Raw genomic sequence first — 20,954 nt, 5'->3', positions numbered from 1 at the left:
TTGTCCGCAAAAAAAGGATGCGTATGAAAACAGAATATGAAAAGTGCATGGCTGGCGAACCTTTTATAGGAAGCAGGGATCCGAAAATAGTGGAGATGATTTTGCGTACAAAACGTCTCCTGGCACAGTTCAATGCCACAGATTATGCCGATAGCAAGCGCAGGAGAGAGTTGTTGTGTGAGATGTTGGGACATGTAGGCAAGAATGTGCATGTGGATATTGACTTCCATTGTGAATGTGGCAAGCATATTTTTATGGGCGACAAGGTAATTGTCAACATGAATTGTACCTTTGTGGACAACAATCGTATTGACATAGGTAGCAACGTCTTGATAGCCTCTAATGTACAGATATATACGGCAACCCATTCTACCAAAGTAGATGAACGTATGGTGCAGGACTGTCCGGAAGGACAAGAAATCTGCCGTACGTATGCCTTACCTGTACGAATAGAGGATGGAGTATGGATTGGTGGAGGGGTTGTCATTTTGCCTGGTGTCACCATCGGGAGGAACAGTGTTATCGGGGCGGGGAGTGTGGTTACCCGTTCTATTCCTGCGAATTGTGTGGCAGTGGGAAATCCTTGTCGTGTGATAAAACAGATTGATAATATAGTATCTGTATGAGCATGTGTTGAGTAAATGTATTATCTTTGCATATATTACCATGTAAACAAGAGAGACTATATACTTATGGGGAAATTGGTGGAACTTTGGCGGAGTCCTTATCCTACGTTTTATCAACGCTGGAAGGCAGTAGTGATACCTTCGGCCATTATTTTTCTGATATTATATATACTTCAGCCGTTCGGTATTTCCCGGATAAAGGGAAGTGTGTTTGGGGTGGTTGCCGGTTCTGCATTGATTGCGGCAGGTGCTTCGGGAGTTTTCACCTATTTGCTTCCGGCATTATTTCCTGCTTATTACAAGGAGCAGAACTGGACATTGGGTAAGCATGTGTTGAATTTGCTGCTGATGTTGTTGCTGATAGCAGTGGGGATTTGGGCCTATCAATCATGGTTGATGGGAATGTGGTTGGACAAGCGGTTGTTCTTTCTGGCTTTGTCTTGGGTAATGGTGCTGGCACCTTTTCCTACCATATTTTTTCTGATGTGGAACCGCAATTTGCAACTGACCCGCAATCTGAAAGAAGCTATGGAGATGAACGGTCACCTTTCAAGGAGAATATCCCCGGAAGTTGGGATAGCGAGCTTGGAAGACAAGGTGTTTTCCTCGGAAGAAGCGTTGGTGTTTGCCGGTGGCACCAAAGAAATGCTGGAAGTAAAGGCCGGAGATTTCCTTTATGCAGAGGCAAAGGGGAATTACGTAAAAGTAGGTTACCGTTCAGATTCGGATAAAGAAAAGAAAATTACATGGAGATTGTTGCGTGCCACCATGAAGCAGGCAGAGGAAGCTGTCTCTGCTTGCCCTTTTATTATCCGTTGCCATAGGGCCTTTCTTGTAAACATCCGGATGGTGGTGAAAGTAGATGGAAACTCTCAGGGATATAAGCTGAATCTGGAGGGTTGCGAAGAAGAGGTTCCGGTTTCACGCGCATACGCCAAAGAGGTGAAAGCATTGATTGAAAACCGAACAAAGAGTTAGTCACTCGTCACAGAAATACGTTGTTCGTCACAAAGAGTTTGTTGGTTGTCACATATCCGGGCTGTCTGTCCCGGATATTTTTTTGTCTTATACCCTTCCTTTATGTTTGCGGCAGGAAACACAACGAATGTAAAGATATGAAACGGGAAACAGTCTTTGGGATATTGGGTGTATTACTTTATACACAGCCTTCCGTAGCGCAGAAATCAGTGACCGATACAGTACGTCTGAATTTTAATATAGACAGTGTCGCTTTGGAAGAAGTAGTGGTAAAAGGAGCCAGAACTCCTGCTGCCAACAGCCGTTGGAGCGATATGCATCCGGTGGAACTGGTCACGGTGGGCGGTGCGAACGGTGATTTATACAAGGCATTGCAGACTTTGCCCGGTACGCAAGTGCAGGGTGAAACCGGTGAATTGCTGGTACGTGGTGGAGGCAGTTACGAGACGCAGACTTTTATTGATGGAATGCATGTACTGAATCCCTATACTTCGAACGGAATAAATACCCCTGCTCGCAGCCGTTACTCTACATTTATGTTCAGTGGGGTAAACCTTGCTTCGGGAGGCGCTTCACAAGAATATGGAGAAGCGCTTTCGGCAGTCTTGCCATTGGAAACAAAAGATTACAGCAAGGTCGATAAAGTCGGAGTGAACGCTTCCGTTGTCGGTGTTGGTGGAGGGGGCACAAAGACTTTTGACAGAGGATCCTTGTCTGTTGACTTGAATTATCAGAACCTGGGTTTGTATGACAAGGTTTATTCGGGCAGGAGGGATTTCGAGAAGCCTTACCGGATGTTTTCCGGAGCTGTCCAGTTCCGTTATACTCTTGATGAAAGAGTGGTATGGAAGGTTTACGCACAATACGACCGGACGGACTTTTCCACTTACGAAGGGGATAACCGCAGATTGTTCGGGCTGGGTGAAGACAATATCTATGTAAATGCAACCTTTCGCAGGCATACTTCCAGAGAGTGGAGTTGGTTTGCAGGGGCGGCCTATTCTTACTATAACCGGAGAATGGGAGGAGCAGTTGTTTCGGGTGATAACTGGCTGGAACATCAGCAAGAGACGCATCTGAAGGCTAAAGTTTCCAAACGGCTGTCATCGGTATTCCGCCTGGATATGGGGATAGAGAGCTATATCCGCAATTACAGGAATCATTATCTGTTGTGCGGGACGGATGACAGCAATCGCATGTCGCCTACCATTGGTGCGGGTTTCTTTTCGATGGCTTATTATCCGATGGAACAATTGAAGATGGAGTTTTCTTTTCGCACGGAATACACTTCTCCGAACCGTAAGATGAATTTCTCTCCCCGGCTGGCGGCGAACTATTATTGGGGAAACATGATGCTGTCGGGGATTGTAGGGCGATACACACAGTTGCCCGAGAACAACTGTCTGGTGCGTCGGCCGCAGTTGATGTCGGAAGTATGTATGCAGTACAATTTAGGCGTTCAGTACGACTATGAAGGGCGTTTCTGTAAAGCTGAACTTTATTATAAGGATTATGACCGTCTGGCATTGGAGGAAACGGATGCCGATACGAAAGCTGTATTCTTGACCTCCAACGGTTATGGACACAGCAAAGGCATAGACTTGTTCTTCCGTGATAGAGCGTCCTTCAAGAATCTGGAATACCAGTTATCCTATACCTATAATATAGCCAAACGTAAATATCGGGAGTATCTGGAACTGACTACTCCTCAGTATGCTACACGGCATAATGCAGCCTGGGTGGTGAAGTATTCCTTGCCTCGCCTGCGTTCCATTGTCAGCGTGACCGACCGTTTCAGTAGCGGACGTCCTTATCATAACCCCATGCTGCCGGGTCTGATGAACGATGAAGTGAAGCCTTATAACAGTCTGGATTTGGGTGTGACCTTCCTGGCAAGCAAGAAGGTAATCATCCATGCTTCCACCAGCAATATCCTTTGCCGGAAGAATGAGTTCGGTAAGGTGGATAACAAGGCTGTCCTGGCTTCCAGCGACCATTTTTTCTATGTAGGAGTATATGTGACTTTAGGCAAGAAGGCCGCCTACGATGTATCCAATTTTTAGACAATAACCCTTTTTAAATAAACAAAGATGAAAGCAATGATTATTTTTTTAGTATTTGTAATGCAAAGTGCCGCCCAGCTGCTCTTTGCCCAGAACCTGACTATTGAAGTGTGTGACATTGAAAAGGTGGAGGGGCATCTCTATGTCGCCATCTACAATTCGGAAGAAACATTCATGAAGAAACCCTTGACCGCCTTCCGGATAGATGTGAAAGATACGTCGCTCTCCATTCCTTGCCAGGGGTTACCTACGGGTACGTATGCCATTTCGTTGTTTCAAGACGAGAACGGAAACGGGAAACTGGATACTGCCGTTTTCGGCATTCCTACAGAGAAGTACGGGTTCAGTAATGATGCTCAAGGCGTTATGGGTCCGCCGTCTTATGACAAATGCAGCTTCACTTTTTCCGGAGACACGACTTTGGTGATACATCTGAAGTAGAGTGATTATGTAAGTAAAACGGGAATTAATTTTCTTTTGCGGACGATTTACACTATTTTTGTGGCTCAACCTTAATAATTGCATTATGAAACGAGTTGCACGACTTCTGGGATTTCTCGGACTGGTATGTTTGCTTGCCTCTTGCGGCAAACGTTCTTTCATTACAGACACTTCTTACCGCCAACGTGTGGAGCAAGACTTCAATCAAAAAAAAGAAAGGTTGCCGCAGGGCGATTTGTTTGCCATATTCGATACGGACTTGACGTCGTACGAACGCGAAGCTTTGGAGTTCCTTTATGCCTATATGCCTTTGGCAGACATTGCCGATTATTCCGGAGAATTTCATCTGATGAACGTGCGCGCCTCCCAAAAGGCTGCCGATGAGATGCCTTGGGGAAAAGTTATTCCTGAGGATTTGTTTCGTCATTTTGTACTTCCGGTGCGGGTCAACAATGAGCATCTGGACAGTGCACGGGTAGTGTTTTACGAAGAACTGAAGAATCGTGTCAAGTCTCTGTCCCTCTATGATGCCATTCTGGAGGTGAACCACTGGTGCCACGAGAAGGCTATCTATACTCCCTCCGATGCCCGTACCAGTTCGCCTTTGGCAACGGTACGCACGGCATACGGGCGTTGTGGCGAGGAATCTACCTTGCTGGTTGCCGCCTTGCGTTCGGTGGGTATCCCTGCCCGTCAGGTCTACACACCCCGGTGGGCGCATACCGACGACAATCATGCGTGGGTAGAAGCATGGGCAGACGGGAAATGGTATTTTCTTGGAGCCTGCGAACCCGAACCGGTACTCAACCTTGGTTGGTTCAATGCTCCGGCCAGTCGCGGTATGCTGATGCATACCAAGGTCTTCGGACGTTATGAAGGAGCGGAGGAAGTGATGTCTGTCACTCCTACTTATACGGAAATCAATGTAATCGGTAACTATGCACCGACGGCTAAGGCCACAGTTACGGTCATGGACGGACATGGAAATCCGGTGTCTGATGCTTGTGTGGAGTTCAAGCTCTATAATTATGCGGAGTTCTATACTGTAGCCCGGAAGCAGACCGATGCAGAGGGAAAGGCTTTTTTGACGGCCGGTAAGGGTGACATGCTGGTATGGGCTTCCAAAGACGGAAAATTCGGCTATGCCAAACTGTCTTTCGGTAAGGACCATGAACTGGTTGTGAAGATGGATAAGACTGCCGGCGACGGCCATGCGGTAGATTTTGAACTTGTGCCGCCCCCCGAAAATGCGGAGTTGCCGGCGGTTACGCCCGAACAGCGTGCGGCGAATGACCGCCGCATGGTCCATGAAGATTCCATCCGCAACGCTTATGTGTCTATGTTCATGACGGATGAGACGGCGCGTTATTTTGCCCGGCAGTACAAGCTCGACGAAGATGCCGTTTCACGGATACTGGTCGCTTCCAGAGGAAACCATCGGGTCATTGCCGACTTCATGGCACGGTTGCGCTCTGAAAAGTCCAAAAGAGGAGGTCTGGACCTGCTCCAACGGATTTCGGCAAAAGACCTCCGCGACGTTACACTGGAAGTTCTGATGGACCACATGCAATCCGGCATGTGCAAGAATCCCGATTATTTCCGCAGATATGTGCGCAATCCTCGTGTAAGCAACGAAATACTGACCCCCTATAAAGGATTTTTCAAGAAAGCCGTCTCAAAGGAAGATGCTGAGGCATACAAGGCAGAACCGATGAAACTGGTGGCATGGGTGGCCCAAAATATCCGGGTAGACAATGACTGTAATTTGGGAGGGGCTCCCATTTCTCCGGAAGGGGTCTGGAAGGCCCGTGTGGCTGATGCCCATAGTCGTGACATTTTCTTCGTCTCCATGGCACGCAGCATGGCAATCCCTGCCCGTATCAACGGAGTGACCGGCAAAGTACAGTTGATAGGGGATGATGGTGCGATGGATGTGGACTTGAACCATCATCCGGAAGAGCCGGTCTTTATGGCAGAAGGAATTGCTTCGAAGGGAAAGTTGGTGGCTTCCTATAAGCCTATCCGTTCGTTGGATAACCCGAAATACTATTCTCATTTCACTCTTTCCAAACAGACCCCGCAGGGCAGTTTGCAATTGCTTTCCTATGACGAAGGCGATGCAGATATGGGCGGCGGTACTACATGGAGCAATCTTCTGAAGGAAGGAACAGCTCTGGAGGCCGGAGATTATGTTTTGGTGACCGGTACACGCCTTGCCAGCGGTGCGGTACTTTCTAAAACCACCTTTTTCAATATTCTGCCGGAGAAGACAACGGAAATTGAATTGGTGATGCGCGAGAGCGAGGATGAGGTGCAGGTTATCGGGAACTTTAATTCGGAGTCTCTCTTCACTCCGCTGCCGGACGCCGGCTCCGCAGCCCGGCAGAGTCTGCTGCAGGCTTGTGGGCGCGGTTACTTTGTCGTAGGCATTCTGGGTGTCAATCAAGAGCCAACCAATCATGCGTTGCGCGACATCGCTTCATTCAAGGCTGATTTGGAGAAGTGGGGGCGTAAGATGGTGTTGCTGTTCCCTGATGAGGCCAAAGCCGGCAAGTTCGCCCGCGAGTCATTCCCCGATTTGCCCTCTACCATTATTTATGGTATAGATACGGACGGTATCGCTGCGCAGATTGCAGAAAGCATGAAGTTGAAGCATAAAGAGAGCCTGCCGATATTCATCATAGCCGATACTTTCAATCGGGTGGTCTTTGTATCGCAAGGATATACCATCGGACTGGGAGAACAACTGATGAAGACAATAAAGGGGTTATAGGGCTTTCTGCCATGAATTGTAAATAGTAATCGTCAAATAGTAAATCATCCGATGCCTGTTATCGAAATATCATCTTTGACCCATCCCGGTGTGGAGATATTCAGTACCCTTACCGAAGCCCAGTTACGCAATCGCCTTGAGCCGGACAAAGGGCTGTTTATAGCTGAGAGTCCTAAGGTTATCAAGGTGGCTCTGGATGCCGGCTACGAGCCTTTGGCCTTTTTGTGTGAGCACAAGCACATCTATGGGGATGCTGCTGAAATCATTGAGCGTTGTGGCGATATACCCGTCTACACAAGCGGTAGGGAATTGCTTGCCGAGCTGACCGGCTACGTTTTGACGCGTGGTGTTCTTTGTGCCATGCGCCGTCCGGTTCCGAAGAGTATGGAGGACGTCTGCCGGGGAGCCCGGCGTATTGTGGTTATCGACGGGGTGGTGGATACCACCAATATTGGGGCCATCTTCCGTTCGGCGGCGGCTCTTGGCATGGATGCTGTGCTGTTGACGCGTAATTCCTGCGATCCTCTGAACCGTCGTGCGGTCCGGGTTTCAATGGGAACGGTTTTTCTTGTGCCGTGGACGTGGATGGACGGTCCTCTGGATACGCTCGGTGAGTTGGGTTTCCGCACGGCGGCCATGGCGCTTACGGACAATTCCATTTCCATAGACAATCCCGTTTTGAAGACCGAGCCCCGGTTGGCTATTGTGATGGGTACTGAGGGAGATGGTCTTTCGCACGAAGCGATTGCGGGAGCCGACTATGTGGTTCGTATCCCCATGGCGCACGGTGTAGATTCGCTGAACGTGGCGGCCGCAGCGGCTGTTGCTTTCTGGCAACTTCGCGTTTAGAAGTGATAACTCAAAAAAGCATATATTATGTTGGCATATACTTATATTGAACACGGAAAGTTCGGATTGCTTGAGAAACCGATACCGGTATTGGAAGATGCACGTGATGCTATTGTGCGGGTGACACTGGGTAGCATATGCACCAGTGACTTGCATATAAAGCATGGAAGTGTACCGCGCGCCGTACCCGGAATTACGGTAGGACACGAAATGGTGGGCATCGTAGAGCAGGTGGGTGCCGAAGTTGAGTCGGTAAAGCCCGGCGACCGTGTGACTGTGAATGTGGAGACTTTTTGTGGTAAATGTTTCTTTTGTCGTCACGGATATGTGAACAACTGTACCGACACTAATGGCGGTTGGGCTTTGGGGTGCCGTATCGATGGCGGCCAGGCGGAATATGTACGTGTGCCTTATGCCGACCAGGGACTGAACCGTATTCCCGATACGGTAAGCGACGAGCAGGCGCTCTTGGTAGGCGATGTGTTGGCCACCGGCTTCTGGGCTGCCCGTATCTCCGAAATAACCGAGGAAGACACTGTACTCATCATCGGTGCCGGGCCGACGGGTATTTGTACCCTGCTTTGTTCCATGCTGAAGAAGCCCCGTCGCATTATTGTCTGCGAGCAGTCGGCTGAAAGAATCCGTTTTGTCCGCGAGCATTATCCGGAGGTGCTGGTCATTGGGCCGGAAAACTGCAAAGACTTTGTGAGGAAGCATAGCGACCATGGTGGGGCAGATGTCGTACTTGAAGTTGCCGGCACGGAAGATACTTTCCGCTTGGCATGGGAGTGTGCCCGTCCCAATGCCATTGTCACCATTGTGGCGCTTTATGACCAGCCTCAGTTATTGCCCTTGCCGGAGATGTATGGCAAGAATCTTGTCTTCAAGACCGGTGGTGTGGATGGGTGCGATTGTGCCGAGATACTGCGCCTGATAGCGGCGGGACAGATAGATACCACACCGCTTATCACACATCGTTTCTCGTTGGAGGAAATTGACGAAGCCTACCGTATTTTTGAGAATAGGCTGGAGGGGGTGATAAAGGTGGCGATTGTGGGTAGATAGAAAAAGAGGATAGCCAATGAAGGCTATCCTCTTTTTCTATGTAATTATTTACTTGCTACTTACTTGCTCAAAGCCTGAGCCACGTCAACCGCACAAGCCACTGTACATCCTACCATCGGGTTGTTACCGATACCCAGGAATCCCATCATTTCTACGTGGGCAGGAACTGATGAAGAACCAGCGAACTGAGCGTCTGAGTGCATACGACCCATGGTGTCCGTCATACCGTAAGAAGCCGGTCCGGCAGCCATGTTGTCCGGGTGCAGAGTACGACCAGTACCACCACCGGATGCCACTGAGAAGTACGGCTTGCCAGCCAATACGCGTTCTTTCTTATAAGTACCTGCAACCGGGTGTTGAAAGCGGGTCGGATTCGTAGAGTTACCAGTGATGGATACATCCACGCCTTCTTTCCACATGATAGCCACACCTTCGCGAACATCGTCTGCACCGTAGCATTTTACTTTGGCACGGGGACCGTCGCTGTATGCGATTTCACGAACTACTTTCAGTTCACCTGTGTAGTAGTCGAATTGAGTCTGAACGTATGTAAAGCCGTTGATACGAGAGATAATCTGTGCAGCGTCCTTGCCGAGACCGTTCAGGATGCAACGCAGAGGTTCTTTACGTACCTTGTCAGCTTTAGCGGCAATCTTGATAGCACCTTCGGCAGCAGCGAATGACTCGTGACCTGCCAAGAAAGCGAAACATTTGGTTTCTTCACGCAGCAACATGGCTGCCAAGTTACCATGACCGATACCAACCTTGCGGTCGTCAGCTACAGAACCCGGAATACAAAATGCCTGCAGACCGATACCGATAGCTTCAGCAGCTTCAGCAGCGTTCTTGCAGCCCTTCTTAATGGCGATGGCGCAACCTACAACGTATGCCCATTTTGCATTTTCGAAACAGATGGGCTGAGTTTCTTCACAAGTCTTATAAGGATCGAGACCATGAGCTTCGCAGATAGCATTGGCTTCTTCGATGTCTTTGATACCGTTTGCGTTCAATGCAGCAAGAATCTGCTTGATACGACGGTCTTGGCTTTCAAATTTTACTTCTCTAATCATATGTCTTTCCTCCTTATATTATTCGTGACGTGGGTCAATGTGTTTAACTGCACCTTGCTCTTCAGTGAAGCGGCCGTATGTACCGGTAACTTTCTTCAATGCTTCATTGGCGTCTGTACCTTTCTTGATTTCATCCATAAACTTGCCCAGATGAACAAATTCGTAACCGCAGATTTCGTCGTTCTTGTCCAAAGCGATAGTCTTGATGTAACCTTCTGCCATTTCCAAGTAACGAGAACCCTTAGCCAACGTTCCGTATAATGTGCCTACCTGGCTGCGCAGACCTTTGCCCAAGTCTTCCAAGCCAGCTCCAATCATCAAACCGCCTTCAGAGAAAGCAGACTGAGTACGACCGTAAACAATTTGCAGGAAGAGTTCGCGCATAGCTGTGTTGATAGCGTCGCAAACGAGGTCAGTATTCAATGCTTCGAGGATAGTCTTTCCCGGGAGGATTTCTGATGCCATAGCAGCAGAATGAGTCATACCGGAGCAACCGATAGTCTCAACCAAAGCTTCCTGGATAACGCCTTCCTTTACATTGAGGGTTAATTTACATGCACCTTGCTGAGGAGCACACCAGCCAATACCGTGTGTCAGACCAGAGATGTCAACAATTTCTTTAGCTTTTACCCATTTACCTTCTTCGGGAATAGGAGCCGGTCCGTGATTAGGACCTTTCTTCACAACACACATGTGTTCCACTTCGTGTGAATAAGTCATAATTAGCTCTTTTTTTAAGTGATATAATTAAAAAAAACGTAGTCCACTTTTATTAGTCGGGTGCAAAGTTAGTTGTTTTCCCCGTTTCTGCCAACTGTTCAATTTGACTTTTTTATTAAAAAGAAGTAATAAGAAGCTGAATTTCTGCGGAATGTAAAGTGGAGTTTGCAGTTGACTGTTTTTTCTCGTCTCTGATAGGGTTTGTGAATCAATAAGGTATGTGCTTGTTAATCAGGAAGTAATTTTGCCAACCCCTTGCTTGCGTCTTGGCAAACTTTTGCCATGCCTATGGCAAAGTTTTGCCAACGCGGTGGCAAAGTCTTGCCAATGGTAAGGCAAAATCCTGCCAACTGGTTGGCAAGGCGAAGAAAATAAAGGGGAGTCCGTGTTTGACTATGGCTGCAAAGTCTTACCTTTGTGGCACATTAAATAAAATACAAACTATGATAGAAGTTACAGATGTGGCATTGCGCCAGGCTGCCGGTGAAGGGATGGATGCATTCATCGGCGTATTCACCGGTGCTTATAAGAAAGAAATAGGCGGAGAAATGACTGCCGGGACGATGTCTTTGCTTACCGGTGAACAGCATTCATTGTTGGCCTATCAGATATTCCGTGATGAAGTGATGGAAGGGGGCTTCTGCCAACTGATTCAAAATGGTTATGGCGGTTATATTTTCGACAATCCGTTTGCCAAAGTGATGCGTTTGTGGGGAGTGGGCGATTTGAGCAAGTTGGTTTATGCTGCCAAGAAAATATACGATAGCCATCGTGACGACTTGGAACGCGAACGCACAGACGAGGAATTTATGGCAATGTACGAGCAATATGAGGCTTTCGATGAACTGGAAGATGAATTTTTGGAAAAAGAGGAGGAATATACAGCTTTGGTTGCCGGCTATGTGGATGAGCATTTGGAGCTGTTTGCCAAGATTGTGTAGTGTGGATTAACTGATATAAATGTTAAATATCACTGTGACATGCAGTATTTAGATTAATCTTTCATTTAATCTTAAAAACAATGAAAAAACGAGGAGAGTACTATATTACTCAATTCTTTTATCTAAATTTGCAAACTCTAATATTTATAGGAAAGATGAAACAATTAAAATTCTTGATGGTTGCCTTGACATTGTTGATGGGCATTTCGTTTACTTCGTGTCTGAATTCAGATAATGATTATGCTCCTACCGTAGGAGGCTTTGTAAAGGTCGGCGGTGGTATGTTTGGTACTACATTTACAATGCTTGATGGTGCAACAACAATTAGTCCGACGGCAGCATCTTTGACACAGGCAGAGAGTAATATGGGATTTAAATATTCAAACACTAATATTGCTTATGTAATAGGAACTTATGATGAAACTTTGAATCCGGACCCGATAAACAATAAAGAATATAAGTCGGTTTCTTTGACATATGCCGTTAGTTTGGATGATAAGGTTTTAATTACTGAACGTGGAGCATCTAATGATTCTGTCAATAAGGCTCCGATTATAGATATTGATAATTCTGAGAAAGTTAGTTATAATAAAGAATTATTCAAACCTTGGTTCTTTTATGATAAAACAACTTTGGTATTGCCAATAAATTATTATCTCTATAAAGCAGGCGTACATAAATTTACCTTAGTTTATTACCCGTCAGAAAACAATAGTACGAATAAGACTTTGAAGTTGTATCTTCGTCATTATAACGCAGATGATAAAGCCACTTCATCTACTTCTTTGCAAAATTCGGACATTCCTTCCATTTTTTATTATGCATATGATTTGCGTGATGTCTTCACCCGATATGCAATGGCTGTGGGAAGTTCTGAATATCCATCTTCAATAGTGGTGGAGTATGTTGTAAATCCTAATGGCTTGGATTTGGAAAAAGCAGAAACCAAGACAGTTGTAGTAGAGCGTAAGTCTATTGTAGAAACAACGACTGACTAAGATTTGAATTACAAAGATTTATTTCATATAGCAATACTACTGATTTCCTCTCCGGCTCGTGCCTGGGAGGAAATTAGTTTAGAGGATAGACGAAAAGTATTTACTGCTTTTGTCTATCCTATGATTGGTTTATGCGGGTTGTCCGTTTTCATCGGTTCTTTGATGAAGATGGGATGGGACGGGCCGCAAAGCTTTCAATATGCCATGACACAATGCTGTGCGGTGGCTGTATCCTTGTTTGGAGGATACTTTTTGGCAGCCTATCTCATCAATGGGTTGCGTGTCCGCATGTTTATGCTGGACAGTGATATTCCTTTGGCGCAACAGTTTGCAGGTTATGCACTGGTAGTGGTGTTCATGCTGAGGATTGTTATCGGCATATTGCCGAATTTCGGCATTATGGCTCTGTTGCTCCAATTCTATATCGTGTATGTTGTGTGGGAAGGAAGCAAAAAGGTGATGCAGATAGAAGATAAAGACCGTTTGCGTTTCACCATTCTTTCTTCTATTTTGTTAATAGCTTGTCCGGTAGTGATTGAATGGATATTCAATAAGCTGACGGTAGTGCTAAACTGATAAATGTTATGAAACAAGCTCCTGTAAATATAAAGAATAAGCGTGCTACGTTCGATTACGAACTGACGGACACCTATACGGCTGGCATTGTGCTTACGGGCACAGAAATCAAGTCCATCCGGTTGGGGAAAGCAAGCTTAGTCGATACGTTCTGTTACTTTGCCAACGGCGAATTGTGGGTGAAGAACATGCATGTGGCCGAATACTTCTATGGTTCGTACAACAATCACAATGCACGCAGGGAGCGCAAGCTTTTGTTGAATAAGAAGGAACTTGAAAAACTGATGCGCGGCACGAAAGATCCGGGTTTCACCATTGTTCCCGTGCGTTTGTTTATCAATGAAAAAGGGCTGGCCAAACTTGTGGTGGCACTTGCCAAAGGTAAGAAGCAATATGATAAGCGCGAATCACTGAAGGAAAAAGATGACAAACGCGATATGGCGCGTATGTTTAAAAGATAATATGAGTAAACTTGGTAGTTTGGTGCGTGAGCGCATCCTTATTTTGGATGGTGCAATGGGCACCATGATACAGCAATACAACTTGACAGAGGGAGATTTTCGGGGTGAACGCTTCTCGCAGATTCCCGGACAGATGAAAGGTAACAATGACCTGCTTTGTCTGACACGCCCCGATGTGATACAAGACATTCACCGCAAGTATCTGGCGGCAGGTGCAGATATTATCGAAACAAATACATTCAGTTCCACCCGCGTCAGTATGGCCGATTATCATGTGCAGGACTATGTGCGTGAGATGAATCTTGCCGCAGTGCGCCTGGCACGCAAAGTGGCAGATGAGTTTACTTCTCTTACTCCCGACAAACCCCGTTTTGTGGCAGGCTCCGTAGGACCGACGAACAAGACCTGCTCCATGAGTCCCGATGTGAACAATCCGGCCTTTCGTGCCTTGAGCTACGATGAACTGGCCGATGCCTACCGTGAGCAGATGGAAGCATTGCTCGAAGGTGGTGTGGATGCTTTGCTGATAGAAACCATTTTTGATACGCTGAATGCCAAGGCTGCTATTTTTGCCGCCGGGCAGGCGATGGAAACTGTAGGAGTTCATGTACCCTTGATGCTCTCTGTGACTGTTTCTGATATTGGAGGGCGTACTCTGTCGGGACAAACTTTGGATGCTTTTCTCGCCTCCGTGCAACATGCCGATATTTTTTCCGTTGGGCTGAACTGCTCCTTTGGTGCCCACCAGCTGAAACCTTTCCTGGAGCAGCTTGCTGCCCGTGCACCTTATTATATCAGCGCTTATCCCAACGCCGGACTGCCCAACAGCTTGGGCACATACGACCAGACTCCTGCCGATATGGCACATGAAGTAAAAGAGTATATCCATGAGGGATTGGTGAATATTATCGGTGGTTGTTGTGGAACGACAGATGCCTACATTGCCGAGTACTCCTCGCTGATTGCCGGTGCAACGCCCCATCAGCCGGTTCCCAGACCGGAAAATCTTTGGCTCTCCGGGCTTGAACTTCTGGAAGTGAAGCCGGAAAATAACTTCGTGAATGTGGGTGAACGCTGTAATGTTGCGGGTTCGCGCAAATTCTTGCGTCTGATTAATGAAAAGAAATATGACGAGGCGCTCAGCATTGCCCGCCAGCAGGTGGAAGACGGTGCGCAGGTCATTGATATAAATATGGACGACGGGCTGCTGGATGCTCAAGTGGAGATGACGACTTTCCTCCATCTGATAGCTTCGGAACCGGAGATTGCCCGTGTTCCCGTCATGATAGACTCCTCTAAGTGGGAAGTGATTGTGGCCGGATTGAAATGCTTGCAAGGCAAGTCCATCGTCAACTCCATCTCCTTGAAGGAGGGGGAAGATAAATTCCTGGAGCATGCGCGTACCATAAAGCAATATGGTGCGGCGACCGTGGTGATGGCTTTTGATGAAAAAGGGCAGGCAGACACGTACGAACGTAAGATTGAGGTCTGCGAACGGGCATACCGTCTTTTGGTGGACAAGATAGGTTTCAATCCCCATGATATAATTTTCGACCCGAATGTACTTGCCGTGGCAACCGGTATGGACGAGCACAACAATTATGCTGTAGACTTTATCCGTGCCACCGGATGGATACGCAAGAATCTGCCCGGTGCGCATGTCAGTGGAGGAGTGAGTAACCTTTCCTTCTCTTTCCGCGGCAATAATTACATTCGCGAGGCGATGCATGCCGTATTCCTTTACTATGCCATCCGCGAGGGCATGGATATGGGTATCGTCAATCCGGCTGCCTCCGTTCTTTACACCGATATTCCCGCTGATATATTGGAGCGCATAGAGGATGTGGTCTTGAACCGTCGTCCCGATGCTGCTGAGCGCCTGATAGAAACTGCCGAACGCTTGAAAGCGGAAGCAGAGGCGGCAAAAACTTCCGGAGGAGAGCGGCAGGCTGCCGCCCATTCCCAACTTGCCTGGAGAGAGGAGACTTCTGTGGAAGAGCGGTTGAAGTACGCCTTGACAAAGGGTATCGGCGATTATCTGGAAGAAGACCTTGCCGAAGCGTTGAAGCTGTATCCCAAAGCTGTTTCTATCATTGAAGGTCCGTTGATGGCGGGCATGAATCATGTAGGCGATTTGTTTGGGGCAGGCAAAATGTTCCTGCCGCAAGTAGTGAAGACGGCACGCACCATGAAGAAAGTGGTTGCCATCCTCCAGCCCATAATCGAGTCGGAGAAAGAAGAAGGTGCGACTGCTGCCGGGAAGGTACTGCTGGCTACGGTGAAAGGTGATGTGCACGACATTGGCAAAAATATAGTCTCGGTAGTAATGGCCTGCAACGGGTACGATATAGTGGACCTTGGCGTCATGGTGCCTGCCGAAACCATTGTACAGCATGCCATAGAGGAAAAGGTAGACATGATAGGATTGAGTGGTCTGATAACCCCCTCACTGGATGAAATGGTGCATGTAGCCATTGAGCTGGAAAAGGCAGGTCTGGACGTTCCTCTGCTGATAGGTGGTGCCACGACTTCACCGCTTCACACTGCTCTGAAAATTGCTCCGGTCTATCATGCTCCCGTAATCCATCTGAAGGACGCCTCACAGAATGCTACAGTAGCAGCCAAACTGATGAATCCTGAGACAAAGGAGGAACTGGAAGAAGAACTGCATGAGAAGTATCGGCAGTTGTGCGAGAAGAACCGGGAGAAACAAGTGACAACCGTTTCCCTGGAAGAAGCGAGAAAGAACAAACTGAATCTGTTTTAAATAGGAAGGAAAATAAGGATTAGGGATTAATCCTTAATCCCTATTTTTTTATCTTTTTCTTGTATTGCTCGAAGCGTGACGTAATATCCCTTACGAAGTTATAAGTTTCGATGCCACGGAAATAGCCGTTTTTGCAGACGGGGTCGGTGAAGTATTCCTCATTGCTTTTTAGCAGAATGAAGTTTTCTACATTATCACGCCAGACATATTTGTTTTTGCCGTATTTTTCGGCCAGTGCCATGGCATCCAGCACATGGCCGATACCGGAATTATAAGATGCCAGCACAAAATTGATGCGTTCTTCCTGGGGTATCTTGGAAAAACTTTTGGCTGTGGCGCCTATGTATTTCACGGCAGCCTTTATGCTCTCTTCAGGGTTCTGTTCCTTTCCTTCGGGTAGCCCCATAGCCCTGGCTGTGGCAGGCATCAGTTGCATCAGCCCCCTGGCACCCGCCCAAGATACGGCAGTGGAGTCGAAGTTGGATTCTGTATACGCCAGAGACGCCAGCAGACGCCAGTCCCAGTCTATTTCGGGAGCATATTTCTTGAACAAATCATCGTAATGGGAAATTTTTCCTTCGCGCAGGGAGAGGATAGGAGAGTGGGGAATGGCCTTGCCGATTTCAAAATATCGTTTCATACTTGCTGTATAGGCAGGTGAAGTCATATTCTCCTCATGCCATTTGTTGGCGGTGGCTGCCAGTTGCGGACAGTCTTTCCGGACTGCCCACGATGCACGCTGGTCAAAGCTGATGGAGAGTCCGATATTCAGGTTAGGGTAATAGGTGGTATTAAGCTGTGCCACGTCATTGTCTGCTACGGTATAGGGGATTTTTCCTTGTGCCACCTGGGTGATGAGGTCTTCTGCACTGATACTGTCGTTGGTCACTTTATGGATGTGGATACCTCCTCCGAGCTCTTCGTCCAGATTGACCAGCCGTTCATAATATTTTCCGGGCTTCACATATACATCTTTCCCGATGAGTTCCGTTACGTCTTTCAGTGGTTTGGTGCGTCCGCCGTTACGTTGCACGATGACTTGGTGCGTGATGACCTCTTCGCCGCAATAAAGCAGGCTGTCTTTCCATTCCTTGGTGATGGGAAGGTTGTAGGCTATGAGGTCTCCCTTGCCTGCCAGCAACTTCTCTATGAGTTCGTGCACATTCCGGGCTACCTCTATTCTCAGCTTCACTCCCAGGCTCTTGGCAAACTGTTCGCTTAGCTCATACTGGAATCCCATGTCCTGGCCACGGTAGATGAAGTAGGAAGTGGAACTGTACAGTGTCAATACGACCAGTTCTCCGCTGTCCTTTATCTGTTGCAGGTCATCCGCTTCTTCTTTTTCGGCAGGATGTCCTCCACGGCATCCTGCGATGCAGCACAACAACAACAGCAAGATAATTGGGACGGGAGAATTGATAATGGATGATTTATGTCTGGCGAAAGAAAACAGGCTGTTCATATCTCATAGGGTTTAGTGCGTTCTTAATCCTCCATTATCAATTCTCCATTACAAATTAACTCCCCAAGTGCTTTTTGATGTACATGGTCAATATATCAATGGCCACCTGGTTGTTTCCGCCTTCCGGCACAATGAGGTCGGCGTATCGTTTGCAGGGCTCTATGAATTGCTGGTGCATGGGTTTCAGTATACGTGTATAGCGTTCCATAACGGCTTCGGCCGTACGTCCGCGTTCCACTACATCGCGCTGGATTACACGAATTAGGCGTTCGTCGGGGTCAGCGTCTACAAATATCTTGAGGTCCATCATGCTTCGCAGTTTCTTGTCGCACAAGGCAAGGATACCTTCTATGATGATGACTTCCCGGGGCTCGATATGGATGGTTTCGGGCTGCCGGGTACACGTCAGGTATGAGTAGGTGGGCTGTTCTATGCTTCTTCCTTCGCGCAGCATGGCGACATGCCTGGAAAGAAGGCTCCACTCGAAAGCGTCGGGGTGGTCGAAGTTGATGTTCTGCCGTTCTTCCACGGGCACATGGCTGCTGTCCTTGTAGTAAGAGTCTTGTGGCAACAATACCACTTCACCAGCCGGTAGGCTTTCGATAATTTTACGTACGACGGTGGTCTTTCCCGAGCCGGTTCCGCCTGCAATTCCTATTATTAACATCCGTTTAAGTGTATATTTGAAACAAAACCAGTATTTTTGCAGTTGTTAAAACAGCCGCTTAGGCTGACAAATATAGTGATAAATCATTTAAATGGCAAAGTTATGGTAAAGCACATTGTATTATTTAAGTTAAAAGATGAGGCACCGGCTGACGAAAAGTTGGCTGCGATGAACAGTTTCAAGGCAGCTATCGAAGCGCTTCCGGCTAAAATATCCGTTATCCGCAAGATTGAAGTCGGATTGAACATCAATCCTGCCGAGGCTTGGAACATCGCTCTTTACAGTGAGTTCGATACGTTGGATGACGTGAAATACTATGCCGCCCATCCCGACCATGTGGCTGCCGGCAAGCTTATCGCTGCTGTGAAAGAGAGCCGTGCCTGCGTGGACTACGAGTTAATTGAAAATTAAAAATTAAATCAGAGAACATGAAGAAATTACTGTTCCCTTTCGTTCTGTTGCTATTCGCTGTGGCGGTGCAGGCACAGATACAAGACCCCGTCAAGTTCAATTCCGAACTGAAGATTTTGGCTGCCGATGAAGCGGAGGTCGTTTTTACGGCTGCTATTGACAAGGGCTGGCATGTCTATTCCACCGACTTGGGCGATGGAGGGCCTATCTCGGCGACTTTCAATGTGGAGAAAATCTCCGGAGCGGAAGTGGTGGGTAAACTGAAGCCCGTAGGCAAGGAAATCTCTACTTTCGATAAGTTGTTCGAAATGAAGGTGCGCTATTTTGAGAATACGGCGCAATTTGTGCAGAAGCTGAAGTTGACGGGTGGCGCTTATCAGATAGAAGGCTATCTGGAATATGGCGCTTGCAACGATGAAAACTGCCTGCCGCCCACACAAGTTCCTTTCAAGTTCTCCGGCAAGGCAGAAGGGGCTGCCAAAGAAGCTGCCGCCGCTGCCGCTGAAACGAAAGCCGAAGAACAGCCCGCAAAGCAGGAGACTGTCTCCGGCACGGCTCCCGTGGCTGCCATCGGCGGTGCGGACGGGCCGACGGAAATCAAGGTGGCGGACAAGGTGGACCTATGGAAGCCGGTCATCAGTGAACTGCAATCTTTGGGCGAAACCACTTCGCAGGAAGACATGTCCTGGATTTATATTTTCATTACGGGATTTGCCGGTGGACTGCTGGCGCTCTTCACCCCCTGTGTATGGCCCATCATCCCGATGACGGTCAGCTTCTTCCTGAAACGCAGCAAGGACAAGAAGAAGGGCATCCGCGATGCGTGGACGTATGGCGCTTCCATCGTGGTGATTTATGTGACGCTCGGACTGGCAATCACGCTTGTTTTCGGAGCCAGCGCACTGAACGCACTCTCTACGAATGCAGTATTCAATATCCTTTTCTGCCTGATGCTGGTGGTGTTTGCGGCTTCCTTCTTCGGAGCGTTCGAGATAACGTTGCCCTCCAAGTGGAGTACGGCTGTAGACAGCAAGGCCGAGGCGACAAGCGGTTTGCTCAGCATCTTCCTGATGGCATTTACCTTGTCGCTGGTATCTTTCTCCTGCACGGGACCCATTATCGGATTCCTGCTGGTGCAGGTTTCCACGACGGGCAGCGTGGTGGCTCCCGCCATCGGCATGCTGGGCTTTGCCATAGCTTTGGCATTGCCTTTCACGCTGTTTGCCCTGTTCCCGTCCTGGCTGAAGTCCATGCCCAAGTCCGGTGGATGGATGAACATCATCAAGGTGACGCTCGGCTTCCTGGAGCTGGCCTTTGCCCTGAAATTCCTTTCGGTGGCCGATTTGGCTTACGGCTGGCGCATCCTCGACCGTGAGACGTTCCTCGCCTTGTGGATTGTGCTTTTTGCGCTGCTGGGCTTCTACCTGCTGGGCAAAATCAAGTTCCCGCACGATGATGACGATACGAAGGTCAGCGTGCCCCGTTTCTTCATGGCGTTGGCCTCGCTGGCGTTTGCGGTGTATATGGTTCCCGGTTTGTGGGGAGCGCCGTTGAAGGCGGTCAGTGCCTTTGCGCCGCCCATGCAGACGCAGGATTTCAACCTTTACAATAATGAGGTGCATGCCAGGTTCGACGATTACGACCTCGGTATGGAGTATGCCCGCCAGCATGGCAAGCCCGTGATGCTCGACTTCACCGGCTACGGCTGCGTGAACTGCCGTAAGATGGAGCTTGCCGTATGGACCAACCCGAAGGTGAGCGACATCATCAACAACGACTATGTACTTATCACGCTTTACGTCGACAACAAGACACCGCTTCCTTCTCCCGTGAAGATTGTGGAGAACGGCACGGAACGTACGCTACGTACCGTAGGCGACAAGTGGAGTTATCTGCAGCGCGTCAAGTTTGGTGCCAATGCGCAGCCCTTCTATGTGCTGATTGACAACGAAGGCAAGCCGCTCAACAAGTCTTACTCCTACGACGAGGATATACCTAAGTATATCGAGTTCCTGCAGACTGGATTGGAGAATTATAAGAAAGAAAAATAAACTGAATATAGAAAGGATGCCCGTAAAGTGGCATC

At 48.1% G+C, this 20,954-nt stretch carries 18 protein-coding genes; 14 read left to right on the top strand and 4 right to left on the bottom strand.

Features of this window, described 5'->3' with window-relative positions:
- Positions 1-23: 23 nt before the first annotated feature.
- From DWZ67_RS00890 to DWZ67_RS00860, 7 genes are all read left to right on the top strand, one after another.
- A complete protein-coding gene (locus tag DWZ67_RS00890) occupies positions 24-626 on the top strand; it encodes a sugar O-acetyltransferase (protein WP_016272870.1) in 603 nt (200 codons plus the stop codon).
- Positions 627-692: 66 nt separating this feature from the next.
- The gene (locus DWZ67_RS00885; protein ID WP_005831863.1) at positions 693-1,604 is read left to right on the top strand and encodes a LytTR family DNA-binding domain-containing protein; all 912 of its coding nucleotides are present in this window, start codon (positions 693-695) and stop codon (positions 1,602-1,604) included.
- A 137-nt stretch (positions 1,605-1,741) separates the two neighbouring features.
- Positions 1,742-3,667: a TonB-dependent receptor plug domain-containing protein gene (locus DWZ67_RS00880; RefSeq protein WP_120137968.1), complete on the top strand. Its 1,926-nt coding sequence runs from the start codon at positions 1,742-1,744 to the stop codon at positions 3,665-3,667.
- A 27-nt stretch (positions 3,668-3,694) separates the two neighbouring features.
- Positions 3,695-4,108, top strand: a complete 414-nt coding sequence (locus DWZ67_RS00875) for a DUF2141 domain-containing protein (RefSeq protein ID WP_005832808.1) — start codon at positions 3,695-3,697, stop codon at positions 4,106-4,108.
- Positions 4,109-4,193: 85 nt separating this feature from the next.
- Complete coding sequence (locus tag DWZ67_RS00870; RefSeq protein ID WP_120137967.1) at positions 4,194-6,881, top strand: transglutaminase domain-containing protein; 2,688 nt, start codon at positions 4,194-4,196, stop codon at positions 6,879-6,881.
- Between the two features lie 51 nt (positions 6,882-6,932).
- On the top strand, positions 6,933-7,730 hold the full coding sequence (locus tag DWZ67_RS00865) for a TrmH family RNA methyltransferase (RefSeq protein WP_008665308.1): 798 nt from the start codon (positions 6,933-6,935) through the stop codon (positions 7,728-7,730).
- Between the two features lie 27 nt (positions 7,731-7,757).
- Entirely contained in the window at positions 7,758-8,795 is a 1,038-nt protein-coding gene (locus tag DWZ67_RS00860; protein WP_005832802.1) for an alcohol dehydrogenase, read from the top strand.
- A 59-nt stretch (positions 8,796-8,854) separates the two neighbouring features.
- Here the strand turns inward: DWZ67_RS00860 and DWZ67_RS00855 are convergent, their stop codons facing one another.
- Together DWZ67_RS00855 and DWZ67_RS00850 are read right to left on the bottom strand one after the other, a co-directional pair.
- A complete protein-coding gene (locus DWZ67_RS00855; protein WP_005831851.1) occupies positions 8,855-9,865 on the bottom strand; it encodes a GGGtGRT protein in 1,011 nt (336 codons plus the stop codon).
- Positions 9,866-9,883: 18 nt separating this feature from the next.
- Positions 9,884-10,585, bottom strand: coding sequence for an iron-sulfur cluster assembly scaffold protein (locus DWZ67_RS00850; RefSeq protein WP_005831848.1), 702 nt, complete (start codon positions 10,583-10,585; stop codon positions 9,884-9,886).
- Between the two features lie 443 nt (positions 10,586-11,028).
- On the opposite strand from DWZ67_RS00850, the gene DWZ67_RS00845 reads away from it, so the two are divergent.
- From DWZ67_RS00845 to metH, 5 genes are all read left to right on the top strand, one after another.
- Positions 11,029-11,526, top strand: coding sequence for a DMP19 family protein (locus tag DWZ67_RS00845; protein ID WP_008665373.1), 498 nt, complete (start codon positions 11,029-11,031; stop codon positions 11,524-11,526).
- Between the two features lie 80 nt (positions 11,527-11,606).
- Positions 11,607-12,524 carry a hypothetical protein gene (locus DWZ67_RS00840; protein ID WP_034532979.1) on the top strand — a complete coding sequence of 306 codons (918 nt, stop codon included), beginning with the start codon at positions 11,607-11,609 and terminating at the stop codon, positions 12,522-12,524.
- Between the two features lie 3 nt (positions 12,525-12,527).
- Entirely contained in the window at positions 12,528-13,100 is a 573-nt protein-coding gene (locus DWZ67_RS00835; protein WP_120137966.1) for a Yip1 family protein, read from the top strand.
- Positions 13,101-13,108: 8 nt separating this feature from the next.
- Positions 13,109-13,561, top strand: coding sequence for an SsrA-binding protein (gene smpB, locus DWZ67_RS00830; protein WP_005831836.1), 453 nt, complete (start codon positions 13,109-13,111; stop codon positions 13,559-13,561).
- 1 nt (position 13,562) lies between these two features.
- Positions 13,563-16,328: a methionine synthase gene (metH, locus tag DWZ67_RS00825; protein WP_120137965.1), complete on the top strand. Its 2,766-nt coding sequence runs from the start codon at positions 13,563-13,565 to the stop codon at positions 16,326-16,328.
- Between the two features lie 40 nt (positions 16,329-16,368).
- On the opposite strand, the gene DWZ67_RS00820 is transcribed toward metH, so the two are convergent.
- Both DWZ67_RS00820 and udk read right to left on the bottom strand, forming a co-directional pair.
- On the bottom strand, positions 16,369-17,790 hold the full coding sequence (locus DWZ67_RS00820; protein ID WP_181979425.1) for a transglycosylase SLT domain-containing protein: 1,422 nt from the start codon (positions 17,788-17,790) through the stop codon (positions 16,369-16,371).
- Between the two features lie 55 nt (positions 17,791-17,845).
- Complete coding sequence (udk, locus tag DWZ67_RS00815) at positions 17,846-18,457, bottom strand: uridine kinase (RefSeq protein ID WP_005831829.1); 612 nt, start codon at positions 18,455-18,457, stop codon at positions 17,846-17,848.
- Positions 18,458-18,559: 102 nt separating this feature from the next.
- Here udk and DWZ67_RS00810 point away from each other — a divergent pair, with 102 nt between their 5' ends.
- Positions 18,560-18,868 carry a Dabb family protein gene (locus tag DWZ67_RS00810; RefSeq protein WP_120137964.1) on the top strand — a complete coding sequence of 103 codons (309 nt, stop codon included), beginning with the start codon at positions 18,560-18,562 and terminating at the stop codon, positions 18,866-18,868.
- A 17-nt stretch (positions 18,869-18,885) separates the two neighbouring features.
- The gene (locus DWZ67_RS00805; protein ID WP_120137963.1) at positions 18,886-20,919 is read left to right on the top strand and encodes a protein-disulfide reductase DsbD family protein; all 2,034 of its coding nucleotides are present in this window, start codon (positions 18,886-18,888) and stop codon (positions 20,917-20,919) included.
- The last annotated feature ends 35 nt before the right edge of the window (positions 20,920-20,954 follow it).

The sequence above is a fragment of the Bacteroides sp. AF34-31BH genome, assembly GCF_003602795.1.
Taxonomy (GTDB): domain Bacteria; phylum Bacteroidota; class Bacteroidia; order Bacteroidales; family Bacteroidaceae; genus Bacteroides; species Bacteroides uniformis.
Note: the sequence above shows the minus strand (reverse complement) of the source record. Positions and strands in the feature narration are given on the sequence as shown.